The organism is Candidatus Limousia pullorum, from assembly GCF_057405065.1.
Window position 1 is genome coordinate 1,147,960 of sequence record NZ_CM171614.1, and the last position, 25,757, is coordinate 1,173,716.

The 25,757-nt window shown below is 40.7% G+C and carries 22 protein-coding genes and 1 tRNA gene; 15 read left to right on the plus strand and 8 right to left on the minus strand.

What is annotated here, in order from left to right:
• The 10 genes from CGICJO_RS04970 (at position 1) to CGICJO_RS05015 (ending at position 8,195) form a co-directional block, all read left to right on the plus strand.
• The gene (locus CGICJO_RS04970) at positions 1-279 is read left to right on the plus strand and encodes a hypothetical protein (protein ID WP_486499854.1); all 279 of its coding nucleotides are present in this window, start codon (positions 1-3) and stop codon (positions 277-279) included.
• A 66-nt stretch (positions 280-345) separates the two neighbouring features.
• Positions 346-1,767 (plus strand): SPFH domain-containing protein, encoded by a 1,422-nt coding sequence (locus tag CGICJO_RS04975; protein WP_486499855.1) that lies wholly within the window; start codon positions 346-348, stop codon positions 1,765-1,767.
• 62 nt (positions 1,768-1,829) lie between these two features.
• Entirely contained in the window at positions 1,830-2,690 is an 861-nt protein-coding gene (locus CGICJO_RS04980) for a DUF4428 domain-containing protein (RefSeq protein WP_486499856.1), read from the plus strand.
• A gap of 94 nt (positions 2,691-2,784) precedes the next feature.
• Entirely contained in the window at positions 2,785-3,879 is a 1,095-nt protein-coding gene (locus tag CGICJO_RS04985) for a TFIIB-type zinc ribbon-containing protein (protein ID WP_486499857.1), read from the plus strand.
• A gap of 13 nt (positions 3,880-3,892) precedes the next feature.
• On the plus strand, positions 3,893-4,705 hold the full coding sequence (locus CGICJO_RS04990; RefSeq protein ID WP_486499858.1) for a TPM domain-containing protein: 813 nt from the start codon (positions 3,893-3,895) through the stop codon (positions 4,703-4,705).
• A 51-nt stretch (positions 4,706-4,756) separates the two neighbouring features.
• The gene (locus CGICJO_RS04995) at positions 4,757-5,326 is read left to right on the plus strand and encodes a DUF6935 domain-containing protein (protein WP_486499859.1); all 570 of its coding nucleotides are present in this window, start codon (positions 4,757-4,759) and stop codon (positions 5,324-5,326) included.
• 64 nt (positions 5,327-5,390) lie between these two features.
• Positions 5,391-5,795 carry a hypothetical protein gene (locus CGICJO_RS05000; protein WP_087378828.1) on the plus strand — a complete coding sequence of 135 codons (405 nt, stop codon included), beginning with the start codon at positions 5,391-5,393 and terminating at the stop codon, positions 5,793-5,795.
• 91 nt (positions 5,796-5,886) lie between these two features.
• A complete protein-coding gene (locus CGICJO_RS05005) occupies positions 5,887-6,294 on the plus strand; it encodes a hypothetical protein (RefSeq protein ID WP_087378830.1) in 408 nt (135 codons plus the stop codon).
• A 109-nt stretch (positions 6,295-6,403) separates the two neighbouring features.
• Positions 6,404-7,495, plus strand: coding sequence for a hypothetical protein (locus tag CGICJO_RS05010; RefSeq protein ID WP_087378832.1), 1,092 nt, complete (start codon positions 6,404-6,406; stop codon positions 7,493-7,495).
• Between the two features lie 157 nt (positions 7,496-7,652).
• On the plus strand, positions 7,653-8,195 hold the full coding sequence (locus tag CGICJO_RS05015) for a hypothetical protein (protein ID WP_486499860.1): 543 nt from the start codon (positions 7,653-7,655) through the stop codon (positions 8,193-8,195).
• A 999-nt stretch (positions 8,196-9,194) separates the two neighbouring features.
• Here CGICJO_RS05015 and rlmD read toward each other — a convergent pair.
• Positions 9,195-10,565 carry a 23S rRNA (uracil(1939)-C(5))-methyltransferase RlmD gene (gene rlmD / locus CGICJO_RS05020; RefSeq protein ID WP_486499861.1) on the minus strand — a complete coding sequence of 457 codons (1,371 nt, stop codon included), beginning with the start codon at positions 10,563-10,565 and terminating at the stop codon, positions 9,195-9,197.
• 277 nt (positions 10,566-10,842) lie between these two features.
• Here rlmD and murC point away from each other — a divergent pair, with 277 nt between their 5' ends.
• The 5 genes from murC to CGICJO_RS05045 all read left to right on the plus strand — a co-directional run bounded on the left by murC (position 10,843) and on the right by CGICJO_RS05045 (position 20,083).
• A complete protein-coding gene (gene murC / locus CGICJO_RS05025) occupies positions 10,843-12,222 on the plus strand; it encodes a UDP-N-acetylmuramate--L-alanine ligase (protein ID WP_486499862.1) in 1,380 nt (459 codons plus the stop codon).
• Positions 12,223-12,413: 191 nt separating this feature from the next.
• The gene (locus CGICJO_RS05030; RefSeq protein ID WP_486499863.1) at positions 12,414-14,282 is read left to right on the plus strand and encodes a S1C family serine protease; all 1,869 of its coding nucleotides are present in this window, start codon (positions 12,414-12,416) and stop codon (positions 14,280-14,282) included.
• Positions 14,283-14,897: 615 nt separating this feature from the next.
• Positions 14,898-16,058 carry a hypothetical protein gene (locus tag CGICJO_RS05035; protein ID WP_486499864.1) on the plus strand — a complete coding sequence of 387 codons (1,161 nt, stop codon included), beginning with the start codon at positions 14,898-14,900 and terminating at the stop codon, positions 16,056-16,058.
• 190 nt (positions 16,059-16,248) lie between these two features.
• Positions 16,249-19,203, plus strand: a complete 2,955-nt coding sequence (locus CGICJO_RS05040) for a protein kinase domain-containing protein (protein WP_486499865.1) — start codon at positions 16,249-16,251, stop codon at positions 19,201-19,203.
• Between the two features lie 31 nt (positions 19,204-19,234).
• Complete coding sequence (locus tag CGICJO_RS05045) at positions 19,235-20,083, plus strand: hypothetical protein (protein ID WP_486499866.1); 849 nt, start codon at positions 19,235-19,237, stop codon at positions 20,081-20,083.
• 41 nt (positions 20,084-20,124) lie between these two features.
• Here CGICJO_RS05045 and CGICJO_RS05050 read toward each other — a convergent pair whose 3' ends face one another.
• The 7 genes from CGICJO_RS05050 to CGICJO_RS05080 all read right to left on the minus strand — a co-directional run bounded on the left by CGICJO_RS05050 (position 20,125) and on the right by CGICJO_RS05080 (position 25,718).
• Positions 20,125-21,201: a hypothetical protein gene (locus tag CGICJO_RS05050; RefSeq protein WP_486499867.1), complete on the minus strand. Its 1,077-nt coding sequence runs from the start codon at positions 21,199-21,201 to the stop codon at positions 20,125-20,127.
• A gap of 94 nt (positions 21,202-21,295) precedes the next feature.
• Complete coding sequence (locus CGICJO_RS05055; protein WP_486499868.1) at positions 21,296-21,799, minus strand: HD domain-containing protein; 504 nt, start codon at positions 21,797-21,799, stop codon at positions 21,296-21,298.
• An 11-nt stretch (positions 21,800-21,810) separates the two neighbouring features.
• Positions 21,811-22,311, minus strand: a complete 501-nt coding sequence (locus tag CGICJO_RS05060) for an HD domain-containing protein (protein ID WP_087376340.1) — start codon at positions 22,309-22,311, stop codon at positions 21,811-21,813.
• A 56-nt stretch (positions 22,312-22,367) separates the two neighbouring features.
• A tRNA-Leu gene (locus CGICJO_RS05065) sits at positions 22,368-22,451 on the minus strand.
• 55 nt (positions 22,452-22,506) lie between these two features.
• Positions 22,507-23,229 (minus strand): YjjG family noncanonical pyrimidine nucleotidase, encoded by a 723-nt coding sequence (locus tag CGICJO_RS05070; RefSeq protein WP_486499869.1) that lies wholly within the window; start codon positions 23,227-23,229, stop codon positions 22,507-22,509.
• Positions 23,222-23,872: a TIGR03936 family radical SAM-associated protein gene (locus CGICJO_RS05075; protein ID WP_486499993.1), complete on the minus strand. Its 651-nt coding sequence runs from the start codon at positions 23,870-23,872 to the stop codon at positions 23,222-23,224. Before CGICJO_RS05075 ends, CGICJO_RS05070 begins: the two co-directional genes overlap by 8 nt.
• The gene (locus tag CGICJO_RS05080) at positions 23,856-25,718 is read right to left on the minus strand and encodes a TIGR03960 family B12-binding radical SAM protein (protein WP_486499870.1); all 1,863 of its coding nucleotides are present in this window, start codon (positions 25,716-25,718) and stop codon (positions 23,856-23,858) included. The genes CGICJO_RS05075 and CGICJO_RS05080 overlap by 17 nt, the downstream gene beginning before the upstream one ends.
• Between the last annotated feature and the right edge of the window lie 39 nt (positions 25,719-25,757).

Genomic DNA, 25,757 nt, shown 5'->3' on the forward strand with positions numbered 1-25,757 from the left:
ATGCGCAATACAAAACGAAGCGGCGGTTTTTTCCTCTGTTTGATTTTTAATATGTTGATAAGTATTTTGGGAATTATTCCGGCGGCTGTTTTGCTGGTTCTGCATTTTTGGCTGAAAATATCGCTGTGGTGGTCGGCAATAGCATTTGCCATATGGGTTTTGTGTGTTGTTCTGTGGACAGCCGTTATGTACCTTGCAAACAGATACGGAGCGGTAGAGGATGTCCCAAAGGAAAATAAAAATCCGTATTCTGTGGTAAATGAAAAAAATGAACCGTAATTTAACGGCGTATGCCGAAAATATACAGCGAAATTATTTTTATAAAATTAGAAAGGAGCAATAATAATGGGACTTATTAGAGCAGGTATCGGTGCACTTGGAGGCACGCTTGCCGATCAGTGGAAGGAATTTTTCTACTGCGAGTCTATGCCTAAGGATGTGCTTGTAACAAAGGGACAAAAGCGCATAACCGGACGTTCCTCCAACACAAAAGGAAACGATAACATTATTTCCAACGGTTCCGGCATTGCCGTAGCTGACGGTCAATGTATGATTATAGTAGAACAAGGCAAGGTTGTGGAGGTATGTGCAGAGCCCGGTGAGTTTACATACGATACATCCACCGAGCCGTCAATCTTTGCCGGCAGTCTTGGAGAAAGCATAAAGCAAACCTTTAGAACTGTGGGAAAACGCTTTACTTACGGAGGAGACACAGGCAAGGACCAGCGCATTTACTATTTCAACACTAAGGAGCTTATCGACAATAAATTTGGTACGCCTAACCCAATTCCTTTCCGTGTAGTTGACTCAAAAATCGGACTGGATTTAGACGTGTCGTTACGCTGTTCCGGTGTATATTCCTATAAAATTTCAGATCCGCTGTTGTTTTACACCAATGTATGCGGAAATGTAGAGCAGGAATATTCACGTGAGGAATTGGATGGCCAGCTTAAAGCAGAGTTTATAAGCGCTTTGCAGCCGGCATTTGGCAGATTGTCAGACCTGGAGCTTCGTCCAAATCAGATAGTCACCCACAATACCGACCTTGAAAATGCTATGAACACGGCGCTGTCCGAAAAATGGGGTGCACTTCGTGGTCTTAAGGTTGTAAGCATTGCCCTTGGTTCTGTCACCCTGCCGGAGGAAGACGCCGAGATGATTAAGCAGGCTCAGCGTACAGCGATTATGCGTGACCCTACAATGGCGGCGGCTACTCTTGTTGGCGCTCAGGCAGACGCAATGAAAACAGCGGCAGGCAACACTGCCGGAGCTATGACAGGCTTTATGGGTATGGGCATGGCGATGAACTCAGGCAGCGGTATGAATGCGCAGAACCTGTACGCCATGGGGCAACAGCAGGAGCAGGCTAAGGCTTCTCAGCAGTATTCTGCGGACGGCGGAAAAGTGGAATCATGGAAATGCAGCTGCGGAAATACGGTCTCAGGTAATTTCTGTTCCAACTGTGGTTCTAAAAAGCCTGAACAGAAGCCTGTGGCAGGCTCATGGAAATGCAAGTGCGGCAACACGGCTACCGGTAAATTCTGCCCGGAGTGCGGTTCTCCAAAGCCTGCGGACACAGAGGGCTGGACCTGCACATGCGGTACCGTAAATAAAGGTAATTTCTGCCGTAACTGCGGTACAAAGAGACCGGTAGGTACGCCGGTTTACCGCTGTAACAAGTGCGGCTGGGAGCCGGAAGACCCAAAGAATCCACCGAAGTTTTGCCCGGAATGCGGTGACATTTTTAACGATAATGACAGGCAATAACGATTCAATTGCTGATATCCGCAATTGAATAAATATACGGCAAAAAGAAGGAGGGTCATAGCATGGGACTGTTTGATAAAAAATACTGTGATGTCTGCGGAGAAAAGATAGGTTTTTTAGGCAACCGTAAGCTGGAAAACGGAAATCTGTGCAAGGACTGTGCCAAAAAGCTTTCTCCGTTTTTTAGCGGCCGCCGCCGCTCTACGGTGGAGGATATAAAGCGCCAGCTTGCCTACCGTGAGGAAAATAAGACAAAGCTTCAGAATTTTAAGAGTGACTATACTTTCGGAGCCGAAAAAAAGATTTGTTTTGATTTTGACAACAAGCAGTTTATTGTTACCGGGCTTTCAGATTGGCGCAGCGGCAATCCGGATATCATATCACTTTCTCAGGTAACCAATGTTATTACCGACGTCAGAGAAAATAAGGAAGAAATTTTTTATGAGGATTCCGAGGGGAATGAGAAGAGCTATACTCCTCCCCGCTACGAATATGATTACGAATTCAATATGACAATTATGGTGGATTCACCTTGGTTCGACGAGATAGAATTTGAGCTGAGCGAAGGACACCGCCCCGACAGCCCCGGTTCTAAGCTTTACAGGATATATAAAGACGATATGGAGTATATAACGGATTTGCTGATGCAGCGAATTGAAGGGAAAAATATTATAATTACGGACGATACCTGTGTTCGGGCGGTATGTCCGGATAATCCTGAAATCGCAGCATCCGCTGCTGCCGAAACAAGCCTATGGATATGCTCGTCCTGCGGAACACAGAACAGCGGAAAATTCTGCGAAAACTGCGGAGAACAAAAGCCTGTTTCAAATACAATCGGCTGTGCCTCCTGCGGAAGAACTGTGGAATACCAGAGTAAACCTCCGAAGTTTTGTCCGGAGTGCGGCAGCCTCATTAAATGAAAAGCTTTTATATTTCAGTACGCTTGAGTTTTGACGAAGATATTTCGCATTGTAAAAATATCAGTTTATTATCAGAAAGGATGAGGTGTTTTTCATGAAAACCTTGCAGGAATACAAATGTCCCTGCTGCGGCGGCGCCATAGCCTTTGACAGTACGCTTAAGAAGATGAAGTGTCCGTACTGTGACACCGAGTTCGAAATGGACTCGCTGAAAGGATATGACGATGCGCTGCAGGGAGAACAATCGGACAGAATGGAATGGGAAACATCAGCCGGCGGAAGCTGGCAGGAGGGAGAGACTGACGGTCTGCGCTCCTATGTGTGCAAATCCTGCGGCGGTGAAATTGTAGGCGACGCCAACATGGCAGCCACATCCTGTCCTTTCTGCGGCAACCCCGTGGTGATGATGGGTCAGTTTTCAGGGGATTTAAAGCCCGATCTTGTGATACCGTTTAAGCTTGACAAAAAGGCGGCAAAGGCAGGGCTTATGAATCACCTGGCAGGCAAGCGTTTCCTGCCGAAGATTTTCAAGAGTCAAAACCACATTGATGAAATCAAGGGAATATATGTGCCTTTCTGGCTGTTTGATACTGATGTTGACGCACGAATACGCTACCGTGCCACCAAAGTCCGTAAATGGAGCGACAGCGGCTATAACTACACCGAAACAAGCTACTTTATGGTTCACAGAGCCGGCAGCGTCGGCTTTGAGCATGTTCCCGTTGACGGCTCATCCAAAATGGCAGACGATTTGATGGAATCCATCGAGCCTTTTAAATTTTCTGAGGCAGTGGATTTTCAGACGGCTTATCTTGCCGGATATCTGGCGGACAAATATGATGTGACAGCTGAGGAAAGCATTGACCGTGCTAATCAGCGTATCAAGCGTTCAGCGGAGGAGGCTTTTGCCAAAACGGTTAAGGGATATACAAGTGTTATACCGGAAAACACCAGTGTGCAGCTTCACGGCGGAAAAGCACGCTATGCTCTTTATCCTGTTTGGCTTCTCAATACCACATGGAAAGGCAATAAATACACCTTTGCTATGAACGGACAGACCGGAAAGTTCGTTGGAGATTTGCCTGTTGATAAGGGCGCTGTAACCAGATGGACGATTATGTTGGCGTCAATTTTTTCGGCGGCAGTCTACGGCGGCGCATGGCTGTTATACTTAATCGGACTGCTGTAAGGAGGGAAAGGAAATGAAAAAGAAAATACTTGTTATTATGATTTCCTTTGTTCTCTGCCTTTGCGGTACGGTCTCTGCTTTTGCCGAAAATGAGGGGTTTGCGGATGAATACGAACGTGTACAGGATTTGGCAGAGCTTCTTTCCGACAGCGAGGAAGCGGCACTTACCGCCAAGCTTGATGAAATAAGCGAGCGTCAGAAAATGGATATCATTGTACTGACCACAGATACGCTGGAGGGGTCTACACCCCGTGACTTTGCCGACGATATATACGATTACGCAAATTTCGGATACGGTGCAAACAGAGACGGACTGCTCCTTTTAATAAGCACGGAGGACAATGACTGGTACATATCCACCTGCGGTTATGGAATTACGGCGTTTACCGACGCAGGAATCGAATATATCGGAGAACAAATGAAAGAGGATTTATCAGGCGGTAATTTTGCAGAAGCCTTTAACACCTATGCACAGCTTTGCGATGATTTTATAACCCAGGCAAGAACCGGTGCACCCTATGATATCGGTAATCTGCCACGTGAGCCTCTTCCGCTGATTTGGATTCCCATTTCCCTGGCAATCGGCATATGTCTGTCCTTTCTCATAATCGGAACAATGAAAGCAAAGCTCAAAACGGTGCGCTTTCAAGCGGCAGCAAGAAATTATATAAAGAACGGAAGTCTGAATATTACGGAAAGCCGTGACCTGTTCCTGTACAACACCGTCACCCGAACTGAAAGACCGAAAAATAACAGCTCCGGAGGAAGCAGTACCCATACATCTTCCTCAGGCTCGACACACGGCGGCGGAGGAGGTAAATTCTAAGGGTACGAAAATTATACAGCTATAAAATTTATATCAGAGGAGGTTGAAACTATGGGTATATTTGACAAACTTAAAAATACAGCCATGCATACGGTAAACACCGCTGCTCAGTCCATCGGAAACAAGAGGGAAACGTTTACGTTTTCTTCCCTGCCGGAGAGTCTTGCAGAAATGCAGGCGCTTCCGGAGGCAAGCCTCGATACACCTTTTAAAACGGCGGCACTCACTGTCCTTGCTCTCTGTGCCTACGCTGCGGACAAAAACATAGGTGCGGAAATGCTGAACTGGCTTAGAGGCCCACGTCCTCTGAACGGACAGGATATTTCTTTTCTCAACGACCGCTTTCGTGACGGCAAAACCTATCTGCCCTTTACCTATTTTGCAGGCTCAAAGCCCGACAACAACTACACTCCGTCAATACCGTATACTATCGTTATAGAAAGTAATCACGTATCCGGTGAGGAACAGGGATATATGAAGCTGTTTATCCCATGCGGCGGTGCTGACGCTCCTCGTCCCATTAAGCTGCGCCAGCGTGGCTCTGACGGCAAGTGGTTTTTATGGGAGCAGTATCTGCTGACAGGAGTGAGAACACCGAAAGCTGCCGACCCATGGGCTTAAGTTAAAATGGATTAAAGCGGTAACTTGTCCGCTTTAGATAAAAATTATTTAGGAGGATTTAATAATGGAAAAAACAAAAGGATCAGGTTTTTTGAAAGTGACAGGTATTTTGATGATCATAGGCGGAGGAATTTCTATCATTCTTAGTATTATTGCAGTACTTGGAGTTGCCGCCCTTGTTTATATCAGTGACGGAGAAGCTTCTTCAGCAATGCTTTATGCATCCGTTGCATTGATGGTTGTCAGTGCAGTTGCACAGCTGGTTGCCGGAATTATCGGTGTAGTAAACTGCAAGAAGCCCGAAAAAGCCGGAGTATGTATGGCGTGGGGCATTATTGTAGCAGTGCTTTGTATTGCAGGAACAATACTGAACTCAGCAGGCGGAGGTTCCTTCAGCATACTTTCTTTGGTGTTAGGTCTTGTTCTTCCGATTCTTTACATAATCGGCGCTGTGTTCAACAAGAAATAAGTACATTGTATAATCATCCATACCCCGGAAAAAGGCTTGTTACGGCAAGCCTTTTCCAAAATAAACCTAATTTTAATGAGGAGAAAACAATATGGATATCCGTGGAATTTGGAAAATAAAAGAACTTCGTATGCCGACACCGGAAGGTGAGAAGGTTTTTACGCCGGACAATATACCTGATAAGGAAGAATTTGATGATATTGCTCGAATGATGCAGTGTACTACTGAATTTGCCGAGGACGGCGTGCTGAACACACTCCTATTTGTTCCGGAGGAAATGAGAGAACAAGCAAAAGCTCAGGGAGCTGTTATCCGTGATGACGGTTATGCCGTTGTTGACAGCACAAAGTGGAAAGAAGAAAATGGAAAGTTCTATTACGATACAAAGACAGAGGGAGAAGTTTTCGGAGAAAAAATAGATCCGTTTGCGGAGATTTCAGTGACAACGGATGGATACCTTGTTTACGGTTACGGAACAATTCTTCTGGAAAGAGCCTGAATCTGTTTATGTGTATATACAGAGTAAACAGCGTTATTTAAAGGAAGCTTGTCTCTTGTTCGGCTGTAAAAAGATAACAGACAACGAAACAATTGAGAGGAGAATAGGTATGAAAAAAATCATTTCCGTTTTTATTCTTGTAGTGACTCTTGCTTGTTTTTCTGTCGTCGCAGTCTGTGCAGCAGGCGTGGAAAAGCCGGTGATAGAGACAGAAATGCCGGATTGCTACATGGAAATTGGCGGTGGAAGTATTGTTCTGTATGCCAACGCAACTGTGCCTGACGGAGGTACACTGAGGTATCAGTGGTACGTTGCCGATACGGAAAATATGGCAATGCTCCGTGCTGTTTTTGGTGCGGAAGGTGACAGCTATCAGGTGCCGGAGGAAATCGGCGTTAAATGGTACTGTTATGCTGCGTGGAATGTATCAGGAGGAGCCGAAAGCGAACCGGTATACAGCCGCCTTATCCGTGTAGAATATTACGAAAGGGTCACTGTCCATACCCACAGCTTCGGTGATTGGATGGTAATAACGGAGCCAACCTGCACAGAGATTGGAATAAAGGCACGGGAGTGTGACTGCGGTGTTACGGAACGTGCGGAAGTTTCTGCTACAGGACATAATTGGGATTCAGGAAAAATAATCCAAAAACCTACTGTACAATCGGATGGGGAAAAAGTCTACACCTGCCTTAACTGTAAAGCAACCAGGACTGAACCGGTAAAATACAGCCCGGAGTTTCAGGAGAGTACAACTGCCCATACCCATAATTTCGGAGAGTGGGAGGTAATAACCGAACCAACCTGCACAGAGAGTGGCATAACGGTACGGGAATGTGACTGCGGTGTTACGGAACGTGCGGAAGTCCCTTCTGCAGGACATAATTGGGACTCAGGGAAAATAACCAAAAAACCTACTGCACAAGCTGACGGCGAAAAGGTTTATACCTGCCTTAACTGTAAAGCAATAAAGGTAAAGAACATAAAATATAACGGCATTACCCAGGAAAGCGATACAACAAATAATACCGCTGAACAGGATAATAACAGCGAAAGCATTATGAAGCCGACTCATCTCGGCAATGATGAGAAAACAGATTTCCCGTGGTGGCTCGCAGCCGTTATTGCTGTTCCGGTAATAGGATGCATTGCCGTAGTAGTTATTTTACTTGTGATAAAAAAGCGAAAAAATGTTAGATAATAACAGTAATATAAAACGGTAACGGCGGTATTGTCTGCTGTATGACTATGAAATGGTTCTTTTGAAAAAATATGATCCTTTGACAAAACACGGGATTTTACCTATTGGAAAGTAAGAATTGAGCAAAACAAATAGTAACGAAATAGGAGGAATTACTATGAAGAAAAATATTGTATTTATACTTGTAGCTGCAATATTAACAGCGTTTTTTGCCGGTTGTTCCGGTGACCCTGCTGTAAAGGAACCTGCGGAAATTAAAGGCGAAACCTTTGACGGCGGAAATATCAGTGCGCTTGTTCCCGACGGATGGATGGGTTTTCACGGCACAGATTACTTTGATGAGTATGAAGAAGGCTACGATCCTAATGTGATTCAAATCGCTAAAGGTGCGGAAAGTGATTGGGATCTTTTTACAACACCTTATGTTATGATAAGCTATTTTGGATCTGATAATCCTATGATGGAGCCTATGAAAGAGCTGTATGAAGAAACCGCCGACATTGAGCCTGTTACTATCGGTGACTATACCTGGAAAGGATTCACAGGAAAGAGTATAGGTACACCTATCGCAATCCTTTGGACAGGAGAAGAAGAATCAGATCAGATACAGGTTACGATATGCCTTGAAAACGGGGATAAGATAAGCCTTGAAGACGCAGATGTTCAGGCTATAATAGCCAGCATTAAAATATCCAAATAAATGAAATAGTCTGTGCTTGCATACTGATTATGAAAAATTGATTAAGAAACCGCTTCATGCTCCGTTGATATTGCATAAGTGAGTGTGGTTTGGATTACATTGCAAATAAAAGCACCGTTATCATCTCTTTTGAACAACACCCCATTTGTTAGACAGTTACTATCTAACAGGTGGGGTGCTTCATTGTCCGCAGAATAGGCATGACAAAACCGCCGTTTCAACTGGCGGTGGATAATAAAATTCTTATAGAGCTGATTCATAAGGCGAACAATAAGAAAAACTTCTATTTGGTTGCCGATGAAATTTCACGGCTTAGGGAACTGAAACAGTAAACCGCTATGGACACCTGGGGCAAGCAATTCACTGTCTACGATGACCATTTCATAGTGGAACTTAAGTCGGGACTCAATGTTAAAATTGAAAGATAAAGTCTCATAAACGCACGAACCCCCTCTCAACCGTGATGGTTAAGAGGGGGGTTAATCTTATTCAACTGCTCGAAACCCCGAGTAATCGGGATAGGAAGTTACAATTAACTAAAGAGCTCAACAATAATATAATAAAAGATAAAACCGTTAAGATATTACTAATCATAGACATCCCTCCTCTAAAGAATACTACATTCTTTAATCTTGCATTTTTGAAGGATGTTCTTTGCATAGTGAGTCAAAGTGAAAAATATAGGTTTTCCCATCTTTGCTCTAATAGAGTTTTTGGTAAACATATGCTTTATCATTCTTGCTACTCTTTTTTTCTTTGCACGCCCCAAAGGTATTCCCTACTTTCTCAACATCTATCCCATTGCCCAGACACCACTCTGACCGTCGAGTGGACTAAACTGCTGTCAAGGCAAAATATCTAATTTGCTCACTGGTAGGTTGTGGCATGGTTTTGAATAACAAATTTGCTCTTTAGAAATGTTCCCCTCAACAGAAACAGTCTGGTGAGGGGAATTGCTCTCCGTTCTGAAATGTGCCGGAAAACGTTGTAAATCAGGCTTTATTTTTCGGTTTTTGACATCAAAACTACCGTCTCCACATGTGCTGTTCTGGGGAACATGTCTACTGGGGTTATTTTTTGTGGGGGATAGCCTAAGGTTTTTAGAATGGCTAAATCTCTTGCCAATGTTCCCGGGTCACAGGATACATATACTATTCTTTTTGGTGACATCTCTTTTATTGTATTTAACAGCTTCTCGTCACAGCCTTTTCTCGGCGGGTCTACTATTACCACGTCGGGGCGGACTCCCTCTTTTTTTAGCTCGTCGGCGGCATAAGAGGCGTCGCCGCAGAGAAATCTGCTGTTTTCCACATTGTTAATCTGCGCATTTATTTTTGCGTCTTTTATGGCATCCTCTACAATTTCAACGCCTACAAGCTCTTTTACCTTATTCGCCATTGTAAGGCCTATTGTGCCTGTGCCGCAGTACAGGTCAAGCAAAACATCGTCCTTACTGAGGTGTGCGTATTCTGCGGCTATACTGTACAGCTTTTCCGCCTGGCGTCTATTGACCTGATAGAAAGAATGTGGGGATATTCTAAAGCTTACGCCCAGCAGCTGGTCGGTTATGTATTCCTGACCGAATACAACACGGTTTCTTTTTCCTAATATAACATTAGTTTTATCCCTGTTGGAGTTTACGACTATGCTTTTTATCTGAGGGAATTTTTCCGTCAGCTCTTTTACAAGGATTGGTTCGTCTTTAAGTCCGTTTCCGTTTACCACAAGACATACCATTATTTCGCCGGTTTTTTCTCCTTGTCTTAAATAGATATGTCTAAGCTTTCCTTTGTGTGTTGTTTCATCATAGACATCGTTTTTGCTTGACTTCATAAAATCCAAAACAGTTTTATTTATCTGTGAGAAGATTTCAGGCTGGAGAAGGCAGTCGTCGCAGGATACTATTCTGTGACTGTGAAGTCCGTAAAATCCGCTGATGATTTCTCCCGACTGATTTTTGCCAACAGGGTACTGGGCTTTATTTCTGTATCTTTCTTCAAGCTCAGACCCTACTATTTTATCAACCTTTACATCGGTGATTTTACCTATTCTTTCAACAGCGTCTCGGACACGCTGTTCTTTTATTTTAAGCTCTGTATCGTAGGAAATATGTCTGTAGACACAACCGCCGCACTGATAAAAACATGGGCAGTCTGTTTCGATTCTGTCCGGGGAAGGGGAGATAAGCTCTTCAATTTTTCCAAAGGAATATTTTTTCAGCTTTTTGACAATTCTTACCTTTAGTGTATCGCCCACAGCGGAGTTTGGCACAAAGATTACCTCGCCGTTTTCCGCACGGCAAATTCCGTTGCCCTCTGAGCTTACCGCTTCTATATGAGTTTCAATTATATCATTTTTTTTAAGTTCCATTTCATTCTCCGTAAGCATAATAGATTACATATAAATATGTTTTTAAACAATTTTAACATAAAGATATTTTCTTTTCAATATTTGTGTCCCATTATGTTTTTGCGGCTAAAAGGGAAAGATTTTCTAAATGTTCAACAGAATATGTTGACGAAAAATTTATAAATTTGGAAAAAGTAAAAAGGATGAAAAAAATTAAGAAAAAGACTTTATTTTTTTGTGTTTTAGCAATATAATATGTTCAGAGTATAATGGATTATCAAGGGTAAGGAGTGTCTGTATGGATTACAATAATTGTTTAGATAACGTAAAACACATACATTTTATCGGTATTGGCGGAAGCGGAATGTGTCCGCTGGCAGAAATTCTCAGAAGTGAAGGTTTTAAAATTTCAGGTTCCGACAACAACGAGTCTGACACACTTGAAAGAGTAAAACAAGAGGGAATAGAAGTTCATATGGGTCACCGTGGAGAAAATGTTGACGGTGCTGATATGGTGGTATATACTGCGGCAGTAAAATCAGATAATCCGGAACTCGTTGAAGCCAGAAAAAGAAAGATACCTTGTCTTGAAAGAAGCGTAATGCTTGGAATAGTTACAAGACGTTATAACAGAAGCATTGCTGTTTCCGGTACTCACGGAAAAACAACAACCACAGCTATGCTTTCTCAGCTTTTAATAGGAAGCGGTTTTGACCCGTCTGCAATTATCGGAGGAAAGCTCCCATTTATCGGCGGCAACAGCTATGTGGGAAAAAGCGATATAATTGTATGTGAGGCATGTGAGTATGTGGATACTTTCCTTCAGCTTGCTCCTTATATTTCAATAATCCTCAACGTTGATGCAGACCATCTGGATTATTTCGGAAATCTTGAGAACATCAAAAAGTCATTTAAGAAGTTTGTGGCTCTCACCACAGGTGTTATCGTGGTAAACGGCGACGACCTTAATTCTCTTGAATGTGTAAGCGAAGCAAAGATAGAGAAAATTACTTTCGGTTTTATGGATACAAACGATTACTATGCTGCAAATATTGCAGAGAGCAAAGGTGTTAAGGAAGAGTTTGACCTTATGTACAGAGGTGAATTCCTTACAAGAATTAAGCTCAGCGTTCCGGGAAAGCATAACATATACAACGCTTTGGCAGCTGCTGCAACAGCTCATTTCCTCGGTGCAACTCCTGCGGAGATATCAGAGCATCTCCATAACTTCGGCGGTGTACACAGAAGATTTGAGGTTTTAGGAGAAGCAGGCGGAATAACAGTTGCCGACGACTTTGCTCATCATCCTACAGAGCTTACAGCAACTCTTACAGCTGCTATGGAAATGGGATTTGACAGAGTTATAGCTGTGTTCCAGCCTCATACATTCTCAAGAACTGCAATGCTTTTGGATGATTTTGCAAAGGCTCTTTCAATTCCTGATAAGGTTGTTATTTCAGAAATCCTTGCAGTAAGAGAAACAAATACTTATAATATCTATTCCACAGACTTGGGCAAAAAGGTTCCTGGCGCTGAATGTATAGATAAATTTGAGGATATAACCAAGTATATCTGCTCAGAGGCAAAGCCTGGTGATTTGGTTCTTACAATGGGCGGCGGAGATGTGTATAAGTGCGCCAACATGATAATGACAGCTTTGAAGAACAAATACGAATAACAGAATAATCAAATAATAGAAAAACGGTTCGGATTTCCGAGCCGTTTTTTGTGTCGCTTTTATTTCAGAGTTGTTTCAATTTTGTTTCAATGTTATTTCAATTTATTGTCACCTTATAAGAATATTATTAAATCATAGCAAAGAACAACGGCAAACGCCGATAACATAATATTATTACGGAGGGAAAAGATATGTCAGACTATAATAACTTTGACGGTTTGAATAATAGAGAAAATGAAACGGAAAACCTTTCCGAAGAGAAAAATGAATATAAAGCTTCTGAAAGCGAGAGCACATACAGCTCAGAAGAACAGAGCGCAGAAGAAATATTAAAGGATGTTGAGTTTGCAGAAGAAGAGACCGCTTCTGCCGCTGATGACAGCAAGGTAACAGATGTTTCTGATGAATATAAAACAACTGACTATTCAGCCTCAGGCAGATACAACAGCACAAATTCCTATACAACAACATCAGGAAATAACGGCGGTACTGCCTCTTATGAATGGAATAACGGACAGTACAGCGGAAAATATACCGCAGGAAGCTACAGCAACAATAATAATTCCGGTTCTTATTCCTCAAACTCCTACTCAGCAGGCAATTACAGATACGGCAGTCAGCCGTATAACAGTTATAGCTCAAACACAAACAACAGCTATAACAATAACAACGGAACAAACGGAACATACGGACAGAATTCCGGCGGCGCATACGGCTATGGAAACAATCAAAACTATAACCAGCAGCAGGCAGGATATTACAATAATTCCTATGTAAATCCGGCAGGAAAGAAAAAGAAAGCTCCTAAGGCAAAGAAGGAGAAAAAGACTGTAAGAGTTTCAGCACTGGTTTTGACTGTAAGTCTTTTGGCTTCCGCAGTGTTGGGCTTCGGCGGAGGAATGGTTGCTAATTACGTAAACGGCGGAGGCTCCGGCGGAAACGGAATGACAATCAATAAGGTTGTTACAACAGCAGAAGAAACAAACTCAACAACCGGTGAAATGAGCACAAGCGATATTGTAGCCTCTACAAAGAACAGCGTTGTTGAAATTACAACAGAAATTGTAAAAACAGGCAGCTTCTTACAGCAGTACATTGAATCAGGCGCAGGAAGCGGCGTAATCATTTCGGAAAACGGATATATTGTTACAAACAACCACGTAATCGAGGACGCTTCAAGCATCACAGTTACTTTGGCAGACGGTACAAGCTACAGCGCAGAGCTGGTTGGAACTGACGCAGATTTGGACGTAGCTTTGATTAAGATAGACGCAACAGGTCTTGATCCGGCAGAGATAGGAGATTCTTCCACAACTCAGGCAGGTGACAAGGCAGTTGTAATCGGAAATCCTCTCGGACAGCTGGGCGGTTCTGTTACACAGGGAATTATAAGCTCTGTAAGCAGAGATGTTATGATTGACGGTGTTTCTCACAACGTAATGCAGGTGGATGCTTCTATCAACCCCGGAAACAGCGGCGGCGGACTCTTTAACGGAAGAGGAGAACTGGTTGGAATTATAATTGCAAAATCAGTTAATGAATCCGTTGAGGGTATCGGATTTGCAATTCCGATTAACGATGTATCAGATATTCTTGAGGACCTTATGAACTACGGATATGTAAGAGGCAAAGTAAGTCTCGGAATGTCCTTTGTTGATATAACAAACGCACAGACAGCAATGATGTACAGAGTTTCAGAGCCTGGATGTTATGTATCCAGCGTTGAGATAAATTCAAATGCCGCAAATGCAGGTTTCCAGAGCGGTGACCGCATTACAAGCGTAAACGGCACAAGCGTTTCAACCTCTTCAGATATTGAAACAGAAATAAGTAAAATGGCAGTAGGTGATACCGTTGAATTCACAGTTGAAAGAAACGGCAGAACAGGAACATTGAGCTTGGTTCTTGAAGAGGCAGTGCCTGAGGATATAGCTGCACAGAACGAAAGCGGCAACGAGTCAGACGGTTCAAACGGAATCAGAGACAGCTTCGGCAACGATTACAATCCTTACGACAGCACAGGAAGTGCCGATGATTATTACTACTATTTCTTTAATTGATTTAAAGAAAACTTACTAACGATGAACATATAATCTTAACAGCGGATAATATGTTCTTTTACATAGATTAAATTTGTTTCTCATTTTTATTACTTCCTTTTATGTTTTTTAGCACAGAAGAACGCCGGTCATATATGTGACCGGCGTTCTTTTTTATGGAAAAAAGTTGCCATATCATATATTTAGTAATGATATAATACTAAAAGATATGCCTTAAAATAACAAGCGGAAGGTTAAATATATTTATATGTAATATAAGTATTTATGTTTGATTTTTACATTTATAATAAATATTAAAATAAAATAGCAACTGTAAACTTTTTATGTAATTTGTATATAAAGAGCTTGCAAAATACAGGTTTAATCCTTATTATTACATCTAATAAATAAAATAATTGTATAATTGATGAAAGAAACATGTTGAGTTAAGGGGGTATATGTGGTATAATGCAAATATATTGCCTTATTTGTGTTTTTAGGTAGAAATATGTATTGTTATATATATGTTATATATATTTATAAAATTTCTTTTGTTTTATCTTTCAGCGGTTATGTTTATTTTAGGACAGCAGAAACCGCCTGTTGTTTTATTTTTATACATGGTGGAGAAATAGGATGGATCGTTATTTTACTCACATTTCAAAGACAAATATAATTCAAATAACTAAAAATGATATGACACCAGAGGAAATAGTGGAATTCTTAAAAAACGGTGCTCTTTACAGAAGTTTTGCAGATTTGATTAAATGGGTTTATCCTGGTGATGACTTAAATGAGAAGCTGGTACATGGTTTAACCGAAATAAGCGGCAAAGACGAGGACAGTATTTCCAGAAAGGTGAGAAACTGGCTGAAGGGCAGTAATGTACCGCAAAACAGAGAGCAGTTATTTCAGATTTGCTTTATTTTGAATTTGAATGAGGAATTGGCCAATAAGCTTATTGCGAGCTCTTCGGAAACAGGCATCCACTACAGAAATCCCAGAGAGATAGTCTATGCTTTTTGCCTTAGAAAGGGAAAGCCATATGCTGAAGCTTTGGAACTGTATGAGAAAATGAATAAAATCTATATTGATGAAACAAAGGACAAGGAGAAAGATTTTATAACGGACTCTGATATAGTCTATACCAAACAGCTGAAAGACGAGTTTTCTTTGGTAGAAAATGAAAGTGAAATGGAAAGCTTTTTTAAAAACTACAGCAGAAATCTGGGAGTAATCCATGAAACGGCGTACAGAAAATTTATACAGCTTTTGAATTATCTGCAAAAGCCGGGAACAGATGAGGAGCTGTATTCTATTGAAAAAACAGTTGACCAATATCTTAGAATGCATATTCCAAAGACCAGATCTTTGAATGGGTTTAGTTATCTGCAAAGGGCTATAAAGAAAAACTGGCCAACAGAAAAAGAAATTTTAAGCATGAAAAACAGGAAAACAGACGTAAGCAGAAAAGCAATGCTGCTGTTGTTTCTTGTTACTGAAGATTTTATGACCGCAGAGGAAACAAAGGAGAGCGCTTATACCTATGAGGATTTAATGGATTACGATCCTGATGTGAGGTTAGAGGTTCGTATAAGACAGATAAACCTTTTTTTGAATCTGTATGGAATGAACCTTCTTGATCCGGGAAATCCTTTTGATTGTCTTACACTGTACGGACTGCGTGCCGCATACGGTGACAGCGCTATAAGCGAAAAGATAGAAACAGCACTTGGAAAGCTGTTTGGTGACGATAAAAATAAGGATGATTTTTTTTATGATTCTGAAAATGAATAATATTGTCAAAAAATCAAATGTATAATAGATTTTTATTGTTGTGCTGAAAAAGGGAAAAAAGTTGCAGAAATATTTAACCTTATCCGTTAAAATTTATTAGTGTTGTTTGACAGGTAATATAACTATTAGGTATATGGGTTAAGCAAACTTTAATTTATCTGTGATAAAATCAACGGAGGTGTAACGATAAATGTCTTACCAACGTCAGCTTAGAGAAAACGGTGAGTATATAAGTTTGGGCGGCGTTTCATATCGTATAGACGGTGTAGAGGGACTCGGAGGCAGTTCTATCGTTTACAAGGCCAGCTATTCTGACGGACTTAATACAGAGCACAGTCATCAGGTTTATATAAAGGAGCTTTTTCCGTGGCATCCCAAGGGGTATGTATATCGTGAAAAGGACGGTTCCATTGTTGGGATAAATGACGGCTCTGACCTTATGAAATACAGCAAGCAGAAATTTCGTCAGGGTAATCAGATAAATCTTAAATTGCTGACGGAGATGCCTTCTCAGGTTTCCGGAAATATTAACTCTTTTGAAGCTTACGGTACATATTATTCTGTTTTGTCCCTCCACGGCGGAGAAAATCTGGAAAGCCTTTTGGAGCGCAAGGGAGATAGCCTTACGCTTCTTGAAGCGGCAGTGATAATGAAAAGGATAATTTCCGCTTTGGAGTGTTTTCATAAAAAATCCTTGCTTCATCTGGACATAAGTCCTGATAATATTCTGTTTATGGAAAACCAGGTGCTTTTGATAGATTACAACAGCGTTTGGAATATGAAAGATAATAACGTGCAGGATTATGCGTTTTCGGAAAAAGCAGGCTATACTGCGCCGGAAATTTCCCTTAGAAATTTTTCTGAAATAGGATTTCCTGCGGATATTTATTCCATATGCGCAGTGTTTTTCAAAATGGTAACAGGGTGCAGGCTTACGGAAAACGATATCTACGGAAACGGTATTATAAAGAAGCTTTCAGAAGGCATACCTATATTGACCCGTGAGGCAAAATCTGCGGAGTTTAAAACCTGCCAGATTATTACAAAAGGACTTCATATTATTTCAAGAAAAAGATATCAAAATTTAGATGAGCTTAAAAAGGATATAGACGAGCTTATCAACAGAATAAATAAAAAAGGAATATCAAAGGCTGCTCTTTGGGAAAGCAGCAATATGCTTTTCAGAAAGCAAAATTTCAGTGAAACATTTCTTCCCAGAAAGATTATGACAAAGGACAAATATGTCATAGGCTTACAGGAGCTTAATTCCATAATTGAAAACGGAGGAAAGGTTCTTTTAAAGGGCGCAGGAGGCTTGGGAAAAACCTTTATACTCCATAAGCTTTGGGGCGAAGGGGTGAAAACCTATCATCCGAAAGCGCCGGTATTTTGTTATGTTTCTTTAAAGGAGTACAACGACTATTCAGATAAGACCGGATATATAAGAAGAAGCCTGCTGAAAAATCTGAGCTTTAATTTTAAGACTCAAAGCGGAACAGCGGCTTTTTATGAACTTGAAAAGCTTATAGACGGAAAGGAAACCGGAGTGCAGACCGGAAAAGCCACTGTAGTTTTGCTTTTGGACGGATTAAGCGAAGCGGGAAACCGAAAGGAAAATCTTATAAGAGAAATTGAAGAAATCGGTAAAAAGCAGTCTGTTGGAATTTTGGTGACTGACAGAACAAAGGATGTGACAGAGTACGCTCTAAGCTCTTTTAAGGTTGCAGAGCTTTTGCCATTGGAAGAGGAAACCGTTATTGAAGAGCTTAAAAGAAAAAATCTTGAGATACCTGAAAATCAGAAGCTGAGAGAGCTCTTGAAAAATCCTATGATGCTGGAGCTTTATAAGGAGATACTGTCGGCGGAAAATGATTCTAAGGAGTTTTTTCCTAAGGTTCAAAGCGTAAAGGACGTTGACGGACTTGTTTGTGTATATCTAAATAAAATGTATTCGGCGCAGCTGAAAGTTGACCCGGGCAACAGGTCTATGCAGCTTTGTCTGAAATATATTTTTTATCATTTGCTTCCGGATATTGCAAAGGAAATGAACAGAAAAAAACGACCTTGTCTTACCCTTGAGGAGATGTACGAGGTCGTAAATAAAAATTATAAAAAGCTTCACAGTAAAAATTTCGGAAAAGCTTTTCCCGAGTATCTGGGAAAAACAAGGCTTATGCTTTCTGAAATACACAACAGTGACGAATGGTTTGATTTCTCGGTAAATGAACAGCTTGCAGGAAAGCTCGGACTTATAGTCAGAAACGCCAACAATGGATATGAGCTTGTACACGGAAGTTTTTTAGATTGCCTTGTTTCTTTTTCAGAAAAGAATAAAAAAACATACATAAGCAAACAGAGAAAAACCGCAGGTACAAAAGCAGTCTTGTGTATCGTGGCAGGTTCTATTATTATTGCTGTTGCCGGAGGAATACTTGTAAACATGTACGGAACAGGGGGAAGTGTTCCTGCTGAAAAAAGCATGTACGGGGATGAATACGAAACAAATGTCAAAAGAGCTTTGCTTACTTTGCAGTACAATATGGGTATATTAAGCTCTCAGGTGACAGCTCAAAGAAATGTGCTGGAAGAGGCGTCTTCCGACTCTATGCTAAATTCATACCCTGATGAAAATGTAAAATTTTCTCAGCTTATTGACCAGACCTACAGTAATATGGAGTCTTTGCCTATTTCAACGCTAAAAGCCGATGTTTTGGAAGAGCTTATTGTTCAAAATCCGGATTTGGAAATTGAATATTTAAAAGAGCTTTGTCAAATGCCCAACGAAATGAAAATTACAATGGAAAACGGTCTTTCAAGGCTCGAATATATTTATTGTGATATTGACAGTCCCTATAAAACAGCTGAAACAAGGGATGAAGTAGTGGAGATATACAGAAATTATCTTGACTGTTATGCTAAATACTGTTTTTATAAGCTGGATTATTTTCTGTTAAACATGGCTCCCGATGATATCAGCAGCTTTTTAAACGATAGTCAGTATTCTGATATGTTCCGTGATTATTTTACAACAGTAAAAATCGGAGAACAAAACATAGATGAGGTAGAGGTCGCCATGAATTATGCACTGCGTGACCTGGAAGACGCAGAGGCGGGAATGTTAGAAAAGGGTTTTAAAATACAATAAGGCAGTTATTATTTAAAGAGGGGATATAATAATGAAAAAGCTTTTATCGGTATTTTTATTTGCGGTTATTGCTGTGTCGGTTTTTACAGGATGCTCTGACAATCCATCCGGAGATGACTCATTGAGAGCAAGGGTAGGAGATTTTGCAATAGTTGTTGATGAATTTAAAGAGGCATTACTGCCCATGGATAACGACGGATATATTTACAGCAATGCTGTCCAGACAGTATGCGACTACACAGACGGCAAGGCAACACAGCAGGAGGCTATAGACGCAGTTGTGCAGGCATACTCAGAGCTGGAAAAGTCTGAATCTGAAATTGAAGAAAAAACCCTTGATGAGGATATAGAAAACATTCTAAAAGAATACGGAATATATCCGGAAGAATTTGAAGTATTTATAAATTTTAGAACACAGGATTTAAGCACCTATATAGAAAACCTGAGCTATCTGTATTACTATCTTCAAAACGATGTAGAGTACAATTCAGAGTTTAACACAAACAATCTCATATTTGTTTCAAAAATTGACAGGCTCATACAGGAAAATAACAGGGATTATTATTACTATGCAAATATAAATTATTGGTTTGTAGACAGAACCGATGAAGAGGTTGAGTATCTTTTACAAGAGCTTGATAAGGATTTAAAATGGTGCAGTGTAAGCGAAGATGAGTATGTATGGGAAAACAGTACTGAGATAGTAGAAGAAAAATCTATGGAGTATATAAATATTTATGAGGATTATCTTAGCCTTTTTGCCGAATATCTGGGACTTTCTGAGGAAGAAAGCGAAGAGATGGACGATATGCTGGACAGATTGAAAAACATTGAAAAAGACAGGGAAGATAACGACAAACAAAGTGCAATACAGCTATAAAAGAAAAAGAAGTCAGTTTTTAAATGCTGACTTCTTTTTCTTTAAAAAATAATATTCAGTCCTGTCATATTGTAAACTTCAGATTCGGTGAAATGATTGTAGAAATAATAGTTCATAGGAACCTTTTCTCCGTCTTTTATGTAGTAATAGCCGTTTCTTGTTTCGGAGTATGAGTCGGTAAATGGGTAGTCATTAAAATCGTAGGAGATTTCATAGACGCTTCCGTCAGCTCCTGTAAAGGAGTAATGCCAATAGTCACCCTCCGGATTCATGTTTTCACGTTTTAGAATTTCGTATAGTGAACCAAAGCTAATTCCATATGCGTACTTGTTGGCAATGATATCATCGTAATAGTCGATATCTCTTTCATCATAAAGACTTTTGTCTGTTTGATTCCCTCGGTATATTCCCACGGGGTACATATAATTATCAAGAGATGATTTTATCTCCTCTGGGGAAAAGGACTGTAAATCCTCATATCTATAATCGAGAACCGTGGTTATATATTCTTTCTTCATATCCTCAAAAGAGTCTATACTTTTCGTGTTTCCCCAAGCATCACCATCGTCAATAACATAATCTGTGATATTTCTCAAAGGATGAATATACTCGATTTGATAGGCTATCTGTAAATTATCATATCCTAAATCCTCAAAAGCCTTTTTAATATTTTCAAGCTCATCATGACAGGCTTTTAATTCCTGGAGATTTTCATATTTTCCTGTGATTTCACCGTAGAAAATACCGTCCTTTTTGTAGGTTGAGGTTTTAATATATTCAAACTTTGGAAGCTGAGTTTCTATATATGCCAGCACGGCTTCGTCGTAATCGTTTTTTAGATAGTTGGTAACGGATTCCATACCCCAGTGATAGTCGTCAATAACGTGAAATTCTATTCCTGAGTCGGGAATTTTTGCTGTCCATATTCTGTCCGTGTAGCCGTCCTCACCCTTAAATTCCGTATATACCGGAAAAACAATAGCGTTTTTAACCCCGATATTTTCCGAAATTTCCTTTTCAATGTCGCTTATCTCGTAGTCGGTGACACATCCGGAAAATATCATTGAGGCGGTACACAAAACCATTGCAGCGGAAATAATCTTTTTAAAACCATTCATACAATTCACCTGCTTTCGTGATATTTTATTATCCCAAAGGCTTTTGATTTTTATAAATTCTGTCAGTACAATTACAAATGCTTCACAGTATTTATCAGTTACCAAAATAACATGCACTGCACAGTGTTTTTCCTGACTCAGTTTTGAAAATCTTTTGATAAGCATTTTTTATAGCGTCATATTCTATTGAATCCTCATAAAAATTAACAAGAAAATCAGATTCTATCAGAATTTGATAGTCGATACCGTCTATATTGCTATATGTGTGGTGATGACCAACTAAATAACATATGCGCTCTATATCAGGCTCATCAAAATCGAGTTTTTCCAGCATTTTTCTTGCATATGCAGGGCCTTCTTGTTCCTGTAGTTTTCCGTTGGATTTTCCGTATTTTTCTTCCGATGGTCTTATTCCTATATCATGAACCAAGGCGGCACATTCAACCAAAAACTGAGTATGATTATCTAAGTTTTCCATATGACCTATAAGCTGGGCAAAGCGGTGTACCTTTATAAGATGATGTATTCTCATAGGGTCTTTTCTGTTAAAAAATATCATTTCTCTTTCAAGTTTATCAATTATCTCCGAGTGTTTCATAAATCCTCCGATTATGTAATGGATTTCAGGCAAAGCTCAAGCAATTTTGAACCTGTTTCAGTTTGAAAAATTCTTCTTATGTATTCAATTTTTTCAGGGGTTGGGTGGCTTTCATAACAGTTCACTATTAAATCAGCCTCTATTAGTAGCTGTAAAAGCTTGTTTCGTGGTTTATCGTAGTCATGATGACTTATGACAAGTTCTGTTATTTTTGGAATATATGAGGGAGAATAATCGGACTGTTTCAAAAAATTCTGAACCAGATGCGGAGCTTCTCGTTTTTGTTTATCCTGACCTGCATCTCCGTTGTAATGTTCTTTGCAATATTTTATGGCAATATCATGTAAAATAGCTGCCGCCTGCAATATAGTCTGTTCCTCCTCAGGAATGTTTTCTCTTTCTCCGAGCAGTTTCGACAGTGAATAAACCTTTAAAATATGTTGTGTACGTCTGACATGACCTTCTTCATAAAGCAGAACACTGTATAAAAGATTAGCTTCGTTATTTATCATGTTATAAAATCCCTTCAAATAAAAATAAAAAGCCGGTCCGCACCGGCTTTTTATTTTGGTGCGGGTGACAGGACTTGAACCTGCACGGTGTTGCCACCAGAACCTAAATCTGGCGCGTCTGCCAATTCCGCCACACCCGCTTTTAAATTGTTACCAAATTATTATACTACAGCGAGGCGTAAAAATCAATATTTTTTAAGGATTTTTCCTGTCGTATCTCACTATGCTGAAAAATTCTTTGTAATCCTTTATCTTGAAATCACAAAGATTTTTTTCATCAGCTACATCATCATTATCGCCTAAATAAAGACAGGTGGCAATTCCCGCATTTTTTCCGCCCTGCATATCGGAAGTGAGGCTGTCTCCTAAGATTATTGCTTTTGATTTATCACAAAGTCCGATTTCCTCAAAAACCTTATCAAAGAATTCCTTTTCAGGCTTTTGAAAACCCACTTCTTCGGAGATAAAAACCTTTTTAACAATCTTATCAATTCCGCTGTCTTTCATTCTTCCTTTTTGAGCGGCGGCAAGTCCGTTTGTCACCACGTAAACCTCTGCAATTTTGCAAATCTCCTGCAAAAATTCCATAGCGCCGGGAAGCATAAATCCAAAACGGGAGAGATTGCTCACATAGCAGTTGTGAAATTTGTGGCAGTCCACTTCAAAATCATAGCCAAGAGCCTCAAAAAAACGGCTGAAACGCAGAGTTTTAAGCTGTTCCCTTGTAATCTCTTTTCGCTCGAGGGATTTCCAGGTTCCTTTGTTTATGCGGCTGTAAAGCTTTTCGTCCCCCTCTTTAAAGGGGAGACGAAATTCTTTCATAGCGTTTTTAATTGCAAAGTCCTCGGATTTTTTAAAGTCCAGCAATGTTTCGTCGGCGTCCATAAGGACAACCGGATATTTAAGTGTATCAGGCAAATTCCTCGCCGTCCTTATTGAAAATATTCAGTCTTGTCACTCTTGGGAAAATCTCAAGTGAATATTCCTTTTCCAGAGCATCAACCAAAAGGGTAGGGTTCACGTTTAATGTACTTCCGGCAGGAAGCATAATTTTTATCTTTACATAATCGTCAACCAGTGAAATGGTGTAGTCGGTAAGGTATTCCTTTAAATTTACCTGTTTAATTCCGGACTTGGATTTTTTGTCCACCATGATTTCATCCCTTGAGAAAAGCTCCTCTGTCTTTTTCAGAAGCTCCTCCGGTGTTGTTTCATCACAGTTCAGCTTTAATACATAAAGAGCCTTGTCGATAACTCCCGCTTTCATTTTCGGTTCGGTCACGTCAAAAACTCGTATTCCCTTTGGCAGGCAGTCGTTGAGACGGTCAATAATTTCTTTAAAAGAAAAATTATCCTCTAAAAGTCGCATGTCCATACATTCTTTTTTGCCTACAAAACCCAAAGACAAGGGCATCGGGAAAGTGATGAAGGGGTGGGGGTTAAAGCCCTCTGTGTGCCATATTGGAATACGGCTTTTTTGAATTGCCCTAATCATACAGCGGTTTAAATCAAGATGGGAAATATATATGCACTGGTCTTTTTTCTCAAACCATACTCTCACGTTTTTCAAAACATACGCCTCCCTTATACTTTGCTGCTCCGCAGTTACTGCACTTTAAACGGCAGTGAGGTGTCGGAGTGTCCTCGTAAGCCTTTTTACATTCTCTGATGAGAAATTCCTTTGTAACACCGTAGTCTATGTGGTCCCAAGGGAGAATTTCATCAAAGCTTCTCTTTCTGTTGGCGTAAAATGCAGGGTCTATGCCGATTTCCTCAAAGATATCAAGCCATTTCTGCAAATCAAAGCAGTCAGACCAGCCGTCAAAATGAAAACCTCTTTCTGCTGCGATTTCCATTGCCTTGCAGAGCTTTCTGTCGCCACGGGCGAAAACAGCTTCAAGGAAGCTTGTGTCGGAGTCGTGGTAGTTGTAGGTGATTTTCTTTGTGGTGATACTGTTTTTCAAATGCTGTTGTTTCTCTCTGAGCATTTCGATTGTGTCCTGAGGCTCCCACTGGAAAGGTGTGAAAGGCTTCGGAACAAAGGAAGATGCGGAAACGGTTACTCTTACTGACTTACCCTTTGAATGGTTGGGGCAGTGGTAGTAAGCGTCAACAACCTTCTGTCCTAAGTTTGCAATCTCTGCCACATCCTCAAAGGTTTCAGTTGGCAGTCCAATCATAAAGTAGAGCTTAACTGTAGTCCAGCCGCCGCCGAAAGCCACGGTGCAGGTGTTTAAAAGCTCGTCCTCCTGTACGTTTTTGTTGATAACGTCACGGAGACGCTGGCTTCCTGCCTCAGGTGCAAAGGTCAAACCGCTTTTTCTAACGGTTTTAATTTTGCTCATAATCTCATCTGTGAAGCCGTCAACACGCAGAGATGGCAGGGAAATGCTGACCTGTTCGTCCTGTGACCACTTGTTAAGCTTTGTGAGAAGCTCAACGATTTTTGAATAGTCGCTGGAGCTGAGGGAAGAGAGGGAAACCTCGTCGTAGCCTGTGTTCCGGCAAAGCAAGTGGCACTGGCGGTCAATGGTTTCCGGAGATTTTTCTCTTACAGGTCTGTAGAGGAAACCTGCCTGACAGAAACGGCAGCCTCTTATGCATCCACGGAAAATTTCCTGAACTGCTCTGTCGTGGACAATCTCAACAAGCGGCACAACAAAGTTGTCCGGATAATAGAGGTTGTCCATATCCATAATAAGTCTTTTATGAATTGTTTTTGGTGCGTTGTTTTTCGGGGTAAAGCTTTTTATTGTTCCGTCCTCGTTGTATTCAACATCGTAAAGTGATGGAACATAAACGCCCTGTATCTGAGCGGCAAGCTCTAAAAATTCCTGACGTGTCTTGTTTTCAGCACGGCATTTTCTGAAAAGCTCCATAACCTCAAGGTCAACCTCTTCACCCTCGCCGATAAAGAAAAGGTCGATAAAGTCTGCGATAGGCTCAGGGTTACAGGCGCAGGGGCCTCCGGCAACCACAATATTTGTAAGTCCTAAATCCATTCTGTCCTTTGTAAGAATAGGAATATTTCCAAGCTTCAGCATGTTGAGAACATTGGTAAAGCTCAGCTCATACTGCAAGGTAAATCCGATAAAATCAAAATCGCTTATTGGGTCGCCGCTTTCAAGAGCGTAAAGTGGAATATTGTTTTTTATCATAAGCTCTTCCATATCAAGCCAAGGGGCAAAAACCCTTTCGCACCAGATATATGGAACAGAGTTAAACTGGCTGTACAAAATTTTCATGCCCAAGTGGGACATACCCACTTCGTATGTGTCGGGAAAACAGAAAGCAAATCTTATTTCCACGTCTTTTTTGTTTTTTATAACCTGGTTCAGTTCGCCACCAACGTAACGTCCCGGCTTCTGAACTTTAAGCAAAAGCTTTTCTACTTCTTTGCTGATCATTTATTTCCTCCGTTTTTAAAAATACAGTGATACTTATAA

Bases quoted from the DNA above. Each gene is read 5' to 3' on its own strand.
- CGICJO_RS05035 (WP_486499864.1), top strand. From the start codon at position 14,898: ATGGATCGTTATTTTACTCACATTTCAAAGACAAATATAATTCAAATA.
- CGICJO_RS05055 (WP_486499868.1), bottom strand. From the start codon at position 21,799: ATGAAACACTCGGAGATAATTGATAAACTTGAAAGAGAAATGATATTT.
- CGICJO_RS05000 (WP_087378828.1), top strand. From the start codon at position 5,391: ATGGAAAAAACAAAAGGATCAGGTTTTTTGAAAGTGACAGGTATTTTG.
- CGICJO_RS05030 (WP_486499863.1), top strand. From the start codon at position 12,414: ATGTCAGACTATAATAACTTTGACGGTTTGAATAATAGAGAAAATGAA.
- CGICJO_RS05045 (WP_486499866.1), top strand. From the start codon at position 19,235: ATGAAAAAGCTTTTATCGGTATTTTTATTTGCGGTTATTGCTGTGTCG.
- CGICJO_RS05080 (WP_486499870.1), bottom strand. From the start codon at position 25,718: ATGATCAGCAAAGAAGTAGAAAAGCTTTTGCTTAAAGTTCAGAAGCCG.
- rlmD (WP_486499861.1), bottom strand. From the start codon at position 10,565: ATGGAACTTAAAAAAAATGATATAATTGAAACTCATATAGAAGCGGTA.
- CGICJO_RS04975 (WP_486499855.1), top strand. From the start codon at position 346: ATGGGACTTATTAGAGCAGGTATCGGTGCACTTGGAGGCACGCTTGCC.
- CGICJO_RS05060 (WP_087376340.1), bottom strand. From the start codon at position 22,311: ATGATAAATAACGAAGCTAATCTTTTATACAGTGTTCTGCTTTATGAA.
- CGICJO_RS04990 (WP_486499858.1), top strand. From the start codon at position 3,893: ATGAAAAAGAAAATACTTGTTATTATGATTTCCTTTGTTCTCTGCCTT.
- murC (WP_486499862.1), top strand. From the start codon at position 10,843: ATGGATTACAATAATTGTTTAGATAACGTAAAACACATACATTTTATC.
- CGICJO_RS04970 (WP_486499854.1), top strand. From the start codon at position 1: ATGCGCAATACAAAACGAAGCGGCGGTTTTTTCCTCTGTTTGATTTTT.
- CGICJO_RS04985 (WP_486499857.1), top strand. From the start codon at position 2,785: ATGAAAACCTTGCAGGAATACAAATGTCCCTGCTGCGGCGGCGCCATA.
- CGICJO_RS05015 (WP_486499860.1), top strand. From the start codon at position 7,653: ATGAAGAAAAATATTGTATTTATACTTGTAGCTGCAATATTAACAGCG.
- CGICJO_RS04995 (WP_486499859.1), top strand. From the start codon at position 4,757: ATGGGTATATTTGACAAACTTAAAAATACAGCCATGCATACGGTAAAC.
- CGICJO_RS04980 (WP_486499856.1), top strand. From the start codon at position 1,830: ATGGGACTGTTTGATAAAAAATACTGTGATGTCTGCGGAGAAAAGATA.
- CGICJO_RS05005 (WP_087378830.1), top strand. From the start codon at position 5,887: ATGGATATCCGTGGAATTTGGAAAATAAAAGAACTTCGTATGCCGACA.
- CGICJO_RS05040 (WP_486499865.1), top strand. From the start codon at position 16,249: ATGTCTTACCAACGTCAGCTTAGAGAAAACGGTGAGTATATAAGTTTG.
- CGICJO_RS05010 (WP_087378832.1), top strand. From the start codon at position 6,404: ATGAAAAAAATCATTTCCGTTTTTATTCTTGTAGTGACTCTTGCTTGT.
- CGICJO_RS05050 (WP_486499867.1), bottom strand. From the start codon at position 21,201: ATGAATGGTTTTAAAAAGATTATTTCCGCTGCAATGGTTTTGTGTACC.